Source organism: Bradyrhizobium sp. WSM1417 (assembly GCF_000515415.1).
GTDB lineage: Bacteria > Pseudomonadota > Alphaproteobacteria > Rhizobiales > Xanthobacteraceae > Bradyrhizobium.
Genome location: NZ_KI911783.1, coordinates 6451312 through 6463104 on the forward strand (window position 1 = coordinate 6451312; position 11793 = coordinate 6463104).

An 11793-nucleotide genomic window follows, 5' to 3' on the forward strand; every position below is an offset into this window, starting at 1 on the left:
GGGAGGAACACAATGTCGGCAGAGAAGGTCGTCATATTGGGTGGGGGCGTCGCTGGCCTTACAGCTGCCCACGAATTAATCGAGCGCGGCTTTGACGTAGAGGTTTACGAGAGCACCCCTAGCTTGGGTGGGAAGGCCAAGAGCAATACAAAGAATTATGCAGGCGGCGGTTCGGGGCTTCCCTTGCCAGGCGAGCACGGTTTTCGCTTTTTCCCGGGCTTTTATCAACACATCCCTCACACAATGAGCCGGATCCCTTTTTCCAGCGACTGCGTGCTGAAGAACCTGGTAGTCGCGAAACAGTCCGCAGTCGCTCAAGAAAATAGACCTCTCTTTATGTTTCTAACTCATGTCCCGCACTCGCTGCAGGATTGGATATTCGTGTTTGACGATTGGTTTGGACGCAGCGAACTGGGACTGAAACCGGGCGAAGGTGAGTTCTTCGCGTCTTGCCTGCTTGACTTCATGTCGACTTGCGACAAGCGGCGCCTCGCGGCGCTCGAAGGCAAAAGGTGGTGGGATTACGTTGAGGCTGATACCCACTCGCTTCAATACAAAAAGCTGTGCGCTCGGGGACTGACACGATCACTCGTTGCGATGAGCGCGGAAGTTGCCAGCACTCGCACGGTTGGGTCGATCCTTGTCCAAATGATGATGAGTATGACGTCTCAGTCCGCAACGATGGATCGCGTCTTGAATGCGCCGACTAACGATGCCTGGATAACACCGTGGACCGATTATCTAGTGTCTAAAGGTGTTAAAATGTTTTTGGAGCATCAGGTTCAAAGCTTCGGCTTCAATGGGACTCAAGTCACAGACGTAACTGTCAAGACACCAACGAGCAGTAAGATAATTACCGGCGACTACTATCTGGCTGCATTGCCAGTAGAAGTTGCTCGAGCTCTATTCACGCCTCAGATGCTGACTTCTGCTCCTTCGCTCCGCGGTCTTCCACGCCTCCAACTAGAATGGATGAGCGGCATCCAGTTTTATCTCGGGCGTGACGTTAAGCTTTGTCCCGGTCACATTATTTGTGCAGATTCGCCTTGGGCAATAACCTGCATCTCGCAGCCGCAGTTTTGGAACGGCGTTGACATGAGCACGTTTGGCGACGGTTCGATCAAAGGACTTATCTCAGTCGATATTTCCGACTGGAATGCTCAGGGGTCCAAGACTACCACTAATACTGCTCGTCAGTGCTCAAGTGGAGCTGAAATTGCCTCGGAGTCGTGGGCACAACTTATGGCTCACCTAGTGGCGACGAACGATCCGCTAATGACAGGAGACCAGAAGGATTTCTTCCTAGACCCTTCCATCACCTTCCTTCCGACGGAGAACTCTCAGCCCTTATTGATTAACACGATCGGTTCGTGGAAGGACCGCCCTAACGCCACCACTGAGATAACGAACTTGTTTCTCGCCGCGGATTATGTCCAAACGAATACAGACCTCGCCACAATGGAGGGCGCCAACGAAGCAGCACGGCGGGCTGTAAACGGGATTCTTGCTCAAGCGGGCTCCACTAGCTCGTTGTGTGACATCTGGAAGTTCAACGAGCCCGCGGCGTTCGCACCATTGAAGGCCTTCGATGAAACCCTGTTCGATCTTGGCTTGCCACATCCGGGCTTCCGCGCGCTTCGTTTGATGGCACGCGTGGCTAATGCATTAAGTTCGTCGGCCACGCCGTCATAGAGGAGTGCTCCGATTTGACGGTTTGATCGGGATGCATTTTGCATCGAGTCGTCGCGGATGCGTGGTTATGGAACGATGGGCTGATCGGGATCACGAGCCTGTCTGTTTTGAATCGAACTAGCAATGTTGTGAACTAAATCACTGCATAATCTTGCCTCGTACTGTTAGGGTTCATTTATTGATTTGCTAGGATGCTCAACGCAAAAGATTGAGCGCGACCGCTTCGTATGTCGGCGCGAAAGCAAATTTGATTGTGCCGGCTTGTGCGCCATTGCGACGATTCAGAAATCGGATCAAAGTCGCTTTGTAAGAATGTTCATTTGGAGGAAGCCAATGAACGAAACCTTCTTACCCAAGCGTTTGGCCTATTGCGGCCATTCAGTGCGGTTGAAAACATTCGTTGCGACCTTATTGGTTGCTGCGCCCGTCGCGCTTGCGTCCGCGCAGACCGTTGCTCCCGCGGAAGGCGCATCTAGCGGCCAGAATAGCGCTATGCGCATCAATCGGGACGGCGAGGGTGACCCCATTTCGCTCGAAGCCGTTCAGGACGGGGTCAGAAGCTTCGAATTGCGCCAGGCGGGCGTTGGGCGACCTAGTGCCACGAGGACGGATGACACCAAACGTCGTGACTTCGGACCGAGCAAGTCTGATGTGGCGGATCGGTTGGTTTTCCCTAGCGATCGCAAGCCGCCGCGCGATGCACTTCCGCATCGGGGCGCCGAGGCGATAACAGTCCAAACGGAGGCGGCCAACAGGCCGCTGTCTGCGCCAAAAGATCACCCAAAGCCTCCGGCCGATTATCCTTCGCGCGGCGCGTCGGATGTCCGATCATTTGAGGCCTATCAGCTTGGGTTCTCGGGAGGGATGATGACACCGGCCTCCGGGATCGACCCGCGCATACGATCGGATTTAGCGGCAGGGGAGCGGACTGAGACCTATGCCTTTCTGCTGATGGATTTCCTGCCGGACGCGGCCACGGAGCGCACGCTGATGAGCGAGTTCGGGGTCGCATCGCTCGGGCTGCATGGGACAGCACTCAAGGTCCGCGTCCCCCTGCAAACACAGGCGTTGGAGGGCATTGCCAAATTCCCCGGGTTTAGATCATTGTCTTACCCCTCACCCGACCAAAAATTAGCGCCGGAGCTGAAATCTGCCATCGAGCGTCTCGGCTCCGAGGTGGTCCGATTTCCAATTATTATCAGCCTGTTCGAAACTGATCCCAAAACTTCGTTCGCCGAACGGGTCCAAGCTACGGGTGCGGAGGTCGGTCGCTACGACCCGGTGTTGCGGAGCTATGAGGCTCTCGCAACACCCGAACAGATCCGCATTCTTTCCGGTTTGGATTTCATCCTGTTCATCGAAATCGAGCGCCGGAGCGGCGGTGGACACGATCAGAGCATGGCTACGAATGGAGTCGATTACATCCGTGCGTCCGGCTTCCTGGGTGCGGGAACTGTATTGGGCTTACTCGACACCGGCGCCATGTTGGGAAGTGCGGCCGCAACCATGCACCAAGACCTCAACAAGAACGGTTGCGGGATTAACTTCACGAGCGACGCCGCGGGCGTTTGGAATGATCAGAATGGCCACGGCACTCACGTCCTCGCAACCATCTCTGGAACTGGCACTGCGAAGGCGCGGTTCCGCGGCGTCGCGACTGCGGTCGGTTCGCGTGAGCGCATCCGGGTTGGAAAGATCTGGAAATCGACCAACACCGGACAAAACTCCTGGCTGCGGGACGCGATCGACTACATGGCGGACGCAACCAGCTGCGACGCGCCACGCCCCTCTGTCATCAATCTGAGCGGTGGGGCGAGCGGATCGGGGCAGACTGGAACCGATTCCGAATCGCGCAAGCTCGACGCCCGGGTCTGGGAAACACGCCAGGTCTACATCGTGTGCTCCGGCAATAACGGTCCGGGCGCGCAATCGATCTGGTCCCCCGGTGTGGCCAAGAATGCGCTCACCGTCGAAAACGTGCAGGACGCGGGATCAAGCCTAGTTGGCGAATTGTCCGGCAGCAGCAGCCGCGGCCCGACCGGCGATAGTCGGATGAAGCCAGACCTCGTTGCAACGGGGGCTGTCGTGACCTCTGCGCAGGCGGGAACGACGGATGGTTATACGGATAAGAGCGGATGCAGCATGGCAACGCCACATGTCAGTGGCATCGCGGCGACGTTGCTGGAGCACTATCCTGATTTCAGAGATCGACCGCACTTGCTGCGTGCCCATCTCATGGCTTCCGCTACGTTGCATTCGGACGAAGTCAGTCCGGCAAACAACACCGGTGGCGGACGCAGTGATTTTGGGCTCGGACGCGTCTCCGATTATCAATCGCATTGGGCGCGCCTCGACCCCAACGGCTGGAGCGGCCATTGGGCATGGATGACAATCACCGACAAGTCTTGGGGCTTCTTCGACATCGACGTGCCTCGGGGTACCAAGCGGGTCGTCGCTGTGCTTACTTGGGACGAGCCCGAAGCGAGCGCAGGAGCGTCACAGGCGGTGACATACGATGTTGACCTGTGGGCCGATCCCGGCGCCAGTTGCACGCCGGACGCAGTTGGACAATGTGGTGGCTGGGCCTCGCAGTCTAATATCGACAACGTCGAATACCTCATCATCGATAATCCGCCTCCTGGCGTTCTCCGGCTCAAAGCAATCAACTGGAGAGCTCCCTCATTTGGCTTACCGGTGGCAATCGCAGCTAAAATTATTCGCGGCGATCCAACGCCTGCGATTTCGATGACGGCTACGCCGAGCACAACGTCTCCCGCGATCGGCTCGACCTTCACAATCAAGACAACCATTTTCAACCCGAGTTACGAGGCATATGGAGTTCAGGTGTCAGCGGCGGCGGCGTCTAGCGGTCTAAGCCTGCTCGGGGTCTCGACCACCCGCGAGGATGGGGTGGCGATGGATTTTCCAAATGCGGCCAGCCTCACACTTGGCACTGTAACGGAGGCCGATACGCGCTCCGCCATCTGGAAATTCAGTGCCACCTCGCGAGGCCCGCAGACCGTCCGCTTCAGCGGCCGGTCCAACAATGGCGGCACCGTCTTCAAGAGCGTGACTGTTTCACCTTGAGCACGCAGGACTGAGTTTGACCAAGTAGTTGTTGACTCCAGGGGAGAGCACGCGAGGGTTCGAGACGATAGCCCGAATAGCGAACGTCTCCGAGATCAGCAGCTCCGGACCAGAGGCCGACCTTCCGCAGAGATTGTCGGATCCGTCAGTTAACGGATTAGCAAGGGCTTCTTGCCAGCCTGTAATCATTGCAGATCGTCGCAACTGCGGCTTCAGACGCATATCGTCTCTCTCAGTTCATACCTGCTCGGTTGGCAGTCTCATCAAGGGACAAGTCCGCTATGTGCAAGGGAATTCTGATTTCGCTTAGTGCGCTGTTCTTTTTGCTGGTTTGCGATCAGTTCTGGTCGAACGGCCGCTATACGGATGTTGCTATCGTGATGGCGAAACACATCAGTCGCTCTTTCGGTGTCTGATGCAGCCAGTTTCCACGAGCTCGAAATGACTGACGCAGATGCTCTTGACGCATTGAACCAGAGAGAATGCCCGGATTGCTGGTCAAAAACGATGTTATCTGGATTGCGGGTTGACATTGCGGAGCACCTGGAATGCCTCGCCTGTGAGGCACGCTTTTACGTTGCTCCGCGACCTCCACATGCCATCGTCTTCATCCGACATAGGCCCATGCGAGAATCAACAAGCGCTTGCCATGGGTCAACAGCGCCTGCCGTCATTGCCGACCACCTACTTGCAGCCGCGGCAGATCGTAAGCTTGCGCTTCAATGCCTCATCTTCTTCCTCAACCAGGTGCTGTGCCGCGATGTTGTTTGCTCCCGAATTGGGCTAGGAAGGTCTTGCTGCGCGGGACTTCATGGTCGCGCCGCATAACCTGACGTTTTACTATCGTCAACCGTGCCGACGTTAAAGCCATGGTAGTCCCCGGCTGGGCTGAGGACCGACGCAGGCGCGCCGATCAACTGTGTAAACAAAACCTTGTCCGAGGCTGCCGGCCGGAGAGCGTCGGTCCGCGATGACAGCTCGCCATTGCTCTCCGCCGAAGACCTTGATTCTTGGCCGGCGCCGGTGGCGACGATACTTTGGCCGCCGCCGTTGTCGTCCAGGCATTCTTAGGGGTGATCCGAGGTGCCGGCTCCCGTTCGCTCGACGGCGGAGCGAGCGGAAGCGGCGGAGCGACTAAAGTCTGACCTTTGGCGCCGTCCTGCAACCAAACACCAGCAGACACGAAGCCAAAGAACAACAGCGTCGCGCGTTTAATCCGCGTCGTTCAAACGGCTTTGGTTGACCATTGACGCATGATCCTCCTAGGCAAGTTAACAAGCATCCAGCTCATATGGCGATCAACGTTGACGGAAATGCGAGGGAGGGGCGCCTGCCCGGGTCCTGAGCTTATTTCATAACGTAGCGCGCACGGCCCGCCCTCGAGTCAACGCACCGCTCTCATGGACATGATGGACAAGACCAGACATTGTCTATTCGATCAAAGTGTCGCATTGCCGACTGATACAGGCCAATAGAGCTGACTTTTTTTATCCGGCCCGGTTCGACTAAAACCAGTTGGACACAAAGGGACCGCGTGGCGAGTCGAATGGCCGACTATCCAGTATTGCCGGCATGGAGCGAGGTATCATACTGATATGCAAGGGTCATCCCCAGTCAACGAAGGCCTCCTGAATCAGCGTCTCATAGAGCTCGGGTCGATAGCGAGCTGGGCGCCTCAGACCCTTTCGGATCTCGAAGGTTTTATTCGCACCTCTGGCGACTATGATCTCTTTCGCGTCAATCCCATCCAATACGCGACTGCCAACCGCCTAAGTGACGCTGAAGGAATCGAGCTGTTCGTCCACGCCGCTAAGGTTGGCCTATTCGAGATGCAGTGGCTGCTCATCTGCGCCTATTGCCCCCAGGTCGCCGGCACTTTTCGTGAGCTAGACCAGGTTCATCCACGTTTCCAGTGCGAATTCTGCAACGCCCTCAATGAGGCGGCGCTTGACGACTACATCCAGGTCACCTTTACCGTCTCGAGTTCGGTTCGCGACATCCTATATCGTCATCCGGGCATGCTGTCCGTCCAGGACTACTATCTCCGTTACAACTTCTCCAAGGACTTCAAGCCCCCGCACGGAATGACACACGAGCAACTCGTTGCGGCAATCTCGCGGGGATTTGCCGATCTCGAGGCAGGTCAGCGGTTGGACTGTGAATTCGACGTAACAGCCGGCCGCTTCGAGGTGCTCGATCTTAGCCACAAGCTTCTTCTGGTTTTCTTCGCGAACGGTGAACCGGCGGAACGCCAAGAAACGCTGGTCCAGCTCGAATCGGGCCGGTTCGTAGTTGCTGATCGGCCCACTGGGCCGAGAAATATGGTCCTTGGCGACGGACGCTTTGCGTTTCGACAGACGGCCGATCTTAGCCCAGGCAAACACATCATCCACATTGAGAACCGCACCAAGGATCGAGCCCGCTTCTGGTTTCTCCAGTATCCTTCCCAGTTTGAGCCCCATCTGGTCGAGTATGAACCTTTTCTTTCCGGCAAGCGATTGTTGCTCACCCCCTGCTTCGGCGAGCTCTATAAGACCCAGCTAGTGGACGAGCGCGATAGTCTAGCCGTTTCCGACATCACTTATCTGTTCACTGATCTAAAAGATTCGACTCCGCTGTACGAAAGCATTGGCGATGTGAATGCCTACTTTCTCGTCCGTCAGCACTTCGACATCTTGAATAAGATCATTAGGAATCGATCTGGCACGATCGTGAAAACAATCGGTGATGCAGTCATGGCTGGCTTCGAGCGTCCACAGGATGCCGTTCTTGCATCCGTCGAGATGATCGAAGAGCTGTCGCGATTCAACAAAACCGCTTCGCGGCCGCTCGGCCTCAAAATCGGCGTGCACAGAGGCAGGGCCATAGCCGTAAGGCTCAACGATCGGATCGACTACTTCGGACAGGACGTGAATATTGCCGCCCGTGTGCAAGGTCTAGCCGGTGTCAACGAAATATGCCTGACAGAGATGGTGATGGAGGCTCCCGGAGTCAGTGACATCGTCAAAGGATGCCCGGCGTCGCGCGACTACCAAAACTTGAAGGGCATCGGCCAGAAAATGGAAATACATCGAATCAAAATTTCTCCCACGCAGAGATGAACGATCGCGCGTCCTGCGCAGCGACCGACCACCAAGGCGCGCCAAGAACACTGGGGAGCCAAAGGCACCGCGTCCCACGGATGCCACCTTACCGGGGGCTGGCGCCTCTCAAATTGAAGCCGCCGCCAGGAGCTAAGCCGACTACCGCCTAAAGCGGCTAAGAATCTTGACAACAATTGCGAGGGACGACTCCAACGAGACTTTCCGATCACGGCCATGGTCAACGCATGTCCTCAGCGACTCGAGCCAAAATAGCCGATTATGATGTTGTGGATTTCTGGGAAGTGATGAGCAGCGTCCTTGTACAATTTTTCCATGTCGTCGCGCAACTTCTGGGCGTCGCCACTCTGATGTACTCACCTGTCGAACTCGCAGGGCTGGGTTTGTTATCCGAAACTTTGCAGGCGATCACGGACCTATCTTCTCCGGAATTGATCGCGATCTGTCGGGCGGGACGGGTTGAGTTTTGCGCACGATCTGTCAAGACTCATCTTTGATCGTCGTTCTGGGTGCGCAGGCACTTGAGTTCGAAGCACGCGCGGCCAGGACGATGGTCTTCGCACCCGCAGCAACGATCGTCGTTGCTTAAAATCGGCCTGCCGATAATCTCTCCGTATTGACGCCAGATCATTTAAGCACCTGCGGTGATTGCTTTGATGAACGACACAGCCGTTTACGTCGCCGTTCGCGTCCATCCAACTAACGGCAAAAAGGAGTGGGCGGGCCGCCTGGGCACGCGACGCGCCATCGCGAGAAATGGGCTTAACATCGATCCTGCATCCCTCGCCTATTGCTGGCACGAATGGCTGAACGGAAGCGGTTACGTCAATTCGAGCGGGTATGAGAATTCCCGTCTATGTTCACGCTCTGAAGATCAAGATGAACCGGCAGCCTTCTCCCGAAGCGACGGTCCGGCGCCTGCTAGGCCGCCTCGCAAGACGACGGCGGCCCGCTCGACCTCCTTTGACAACGCCTCACGCGACCGACAGCAACCCAAACCGCGAATTCGCGAAAACCGACCAGTCATCGGTTTGGTTCTTCGTGTTCTTACCCATCTTCGTGCTGCTTTACGCAATAGTCGAGAAGATGCACGTTAGATAACGCTCTGGGGCCGGGTCGATCTCGAGGCGCAACGTCGTTAGTCGTATCGCTGGAAGGTGCCCTGCTCTAGATCTGAATCCCGCTCACAGTCGACAGCCGATCCCTGAGTGCATTCCACTGGCAGCTGGTACCAGGGCGACCGTTGAAGCGATGGGGCCCCTTTTTCTCGTGTCGCGCTAACGTGCGAAAGTGTCCTAACTCGGTCTGCCCGCGCGTAAAGCTTCTTTGACCGCTTTCTGATAGCACGAGGAAGCCAATAGCTGAAACAGCGCTCGTGCCGCCCTGTATCTCGCCTCGGCCCGACTGCGCTCCCGGCCTTCTACTAAGCATTCGCCCGAGCTTGTCCGAATGAACCAGCCCCACCGCCGCCCCCTGCGCTGAACATCAATGTCAAAGGTTGGGAGATCACTGGTTCTATTCCGACAGAAGTGGCGTTCGTAGCTGTTCATGAATACGGGCTCGCGCACAGCGAACCTCGTGAACAGCGGACCGGCCCGCATTGCCCAAGAGGGCGGTCGCTACGAGCCCCTGTAGGACCGTAGCCAACTTCCATGATAGTCATTTTGCTCTCGCCTTGCCGAACTGGGTCTCGCGGGGCTACCCCAACCCCTTGATAAGGCGAATGTCCTGAGGCAGCATGGCCCAATTGGGCTACGCCTCTAAAGGTGCTGGCACATTCGACGACGTCGGAATGGTGAATGGAACCCTTTGATCTGCAGCGACTTAGCCGCGTGTTGGCCGCCGCCGCGATCGATCCCTCTCTCTGGACAGAGGCATTGCAGACGGCGGCGGAATGCACCGGGTCGTATGGCGCGGTCCTGTTACCAGTTGTCGGAGCATTGCCTATCGTTGCTGCTACTCCTTCCATGGATCGCAGCGCAAATGTTTACGTCAGTGACGGATGGCAGGGCCGCGACGAGCGCTACCGCGGGAAGGCCGCCTTCTTGGCCAACGGAGTGGCGACAGACGACGACTGCATGCCATTAGACGCACGCATGCGTTCGCCTTTTTATCAAGAGTTCCTTCGGAACTGTAATCTTAGCGGTTGGGCAGGCGTCCGGATCGGCCGGGGAGATCTAGTTTGGAATTTGAGCCTACAGAGGACGCCAGAACAAGGTTCTTATTCCGCGAGAGAATTGCAAGCTCTTTCCGAGTTGTCCAACAGTTTGGATTCGGTCGTTCAGACTTGCGCAGCGCTCGGCCTGGCAAAAGGGGAATCAGCACTAAGTGCCTTCGATTTTTCCGAGCGCGCGGCACTTCTGCTTGACCGGTCAGGCCAGGTGGTTCGCGTCAATCCGGCAGCGGAGCGATTAATCGGAGTGGATCTGCAGATTTCAGCAGGACGCATTCGCTGCCAAGATCCGAAATCAAACGAGCTCCTGCAGAACGCGATCAGAGCTCTGTTCTGGAGCCTCGAAGCCTCAACTATCGCGCCCATAGTTCTGCAAAAACTTTCAGGTGGCCGACTGGTCATGTACCCGATGCGGCTTACTGGTCTAACTGACTCTCCCCTTTCCCTCTTCCACGCAATACTAGTTATCTCCGACACCGACCTGATGCAGTCAGCGGGCATGATGACTCTGCGGGAGGCCTTCGAACTGACGGCCGCAGAATCCAGGCTCGCAGTGGCTCTTGCGAGCGGCAAGAATTTGGAAGATTTTGCGGCAGAGCGAGGACTTTCCAAGCAAACCCTACGCAATCAACTGAAGTCCGTTTTTATGAAAACGGGGACAAACCGCCAGGCTCAATTGGTAATGATGCTGTCGAACCTCGTTCCGAAGAGGTGATGACTCCAGCTTGGCGACGCCATCTGTCTAAACCGGTAAGAAGGATTGGCGCGAATCTTCGAGGACCATTGCGCGCGCGGGCCGGCCACGCTCATTTCCGTCAATTACGAAATTCTGCCTTCATCCGAGATGATGCTATGTGCGGCCAGCGCACTGTAGTACCGCGCGACGATGGCAAAACCAGCCTGAAACGGTATGGGCAAAAAGACAAATTGACCGCCTGCGACCTGGAGTCACAAGGCACCATCGAACATCCCCTTTTCAACCGTCTAGCGCACATCGCCCATGGCAACTATGCTACAATAAGTGTCCGCCTTTCATCTTCAGTCTTCAGCGAAGCATTCCTTCTCTCATTTCTTGATGAAGTACCTCCGCGAAAGTAAAAATGGCCTCCACTATTAACAAGATCGCGCTCTTCATCGATGGGGCCAATCTCTACGCGACGGCGAAAACTCTGGGCTTCGACATCGATTACAAGCGCCTGCTAAAGGAGTTTCAGAGCCGCGGGACGCTGCTTAGGGCGTTCTACTACACCGCCATTATAGAGGATCAGGAATACTCCTCGATCCGGCCGCTGATCGATTGGCTGGACTACAACGGCTACACCGTCGTCACCAAGGCGACCAAGGAATTCATCGACGCCTCCGGCCGCCGCAAGGTCAAAGGCAACATGGACATCGAGCTCGCCGTGAACGCCATGGAGCTCGCCGAGCACATCGACCAGATGGTGCTATTCTCGGGTGACGGCGACTTCCGCTCCCTGGTCGAGGCCGTTCAGCGCCGCGGCGTGCGGGTCACCGTGATTTCCACGATCGCCAGCCAGCCGCCGATGATCGCCGACGAGTTGCGCCGCCAGGCGGACGTCTTCACTGACCTCATCGAGCTGCAGTCCAAGCTCGGGCGCGACCCGTCCGAACGCCCCGCCCGTGATACCCGAGCCCACCCACCTAAGTTCTTGCAGCAGCCGAAAGGCAATGACCCATTGGTGTAGCGACTTTCATGCTAGGACTTCTGCCGACGTGTTC

5 protein-coding genes are annotated in these 11793 nt (G+C 56.7%); all 5 read left to right on the plus strand.

Annotation, left to right across the window (positions count from 1 at the left end):
* Positions 1–12 precede the first annotated feature (12 nt).
* The 5 genes from BRA1417_RS41245 to BRA1417_RS0131615 all read left to right on the plus strand — a co-directional run bounded on the left by BRA1417_RS41245 (position 13) and on the right by BRA1417_RS0131615 (position 11759).
* Positions 13–1692: an FAD-dependent oxidoreductase gene (locus BRA1417_RS41245; RefSeq protein WP_035968932.1), complete on the plus strand. Its 1680-nt coding sequence runs from the start codon at positions 13–15 to the stop codon at positions 1690–1692.
* Between the two features lie 333 nt (positions 1693–2025).
* Positions 2026–4779, plus strand: coding sequence for a S8 family serine peptidase (locus tag BRA1417_RS0131590; protein ID WP_027519205.1), 2754 nt, complete (start codon positions 2026–2028; stop codon positions 4777–4779).
* A gap of 1595 nt (positions 4780–6374) precedes the next feature.
* Complete coding sequence (locus BRA1417_RS0131595) at positions 6375–7880, plus strand: adenylate/guanylate cyclase domain-containing protein (protein ID WP_027519206.1); 1506 nt, start codon at positions 6375–6377, stop codon at positions 7878–7880.
* 1799 nt (positions 7881–9679) lie between these two features.
* Positions 9680–10768, plus strand: coding sequence for a DNA-binding protein (locus tag BRA1417_RS0131610; RefSeq protein WP_027519208.1), 1089 nt, complete (start codon positions 9680–9682; stop codon positions 10766–10768).
* Between the two features lie 385 nt (positions 10769–11153).
* A complete protein-coding gene (locus BRA1417_RS0131615; protein WP_027519209.1) occupies positions 11154–11759 on the plus strand; it encodes an NYN domain-containing protein in 606 nt (201 codons plus the stop codon).
* The last annotated feature ends 34 nt before the right edge of the window (positions 11760–11793 follow it).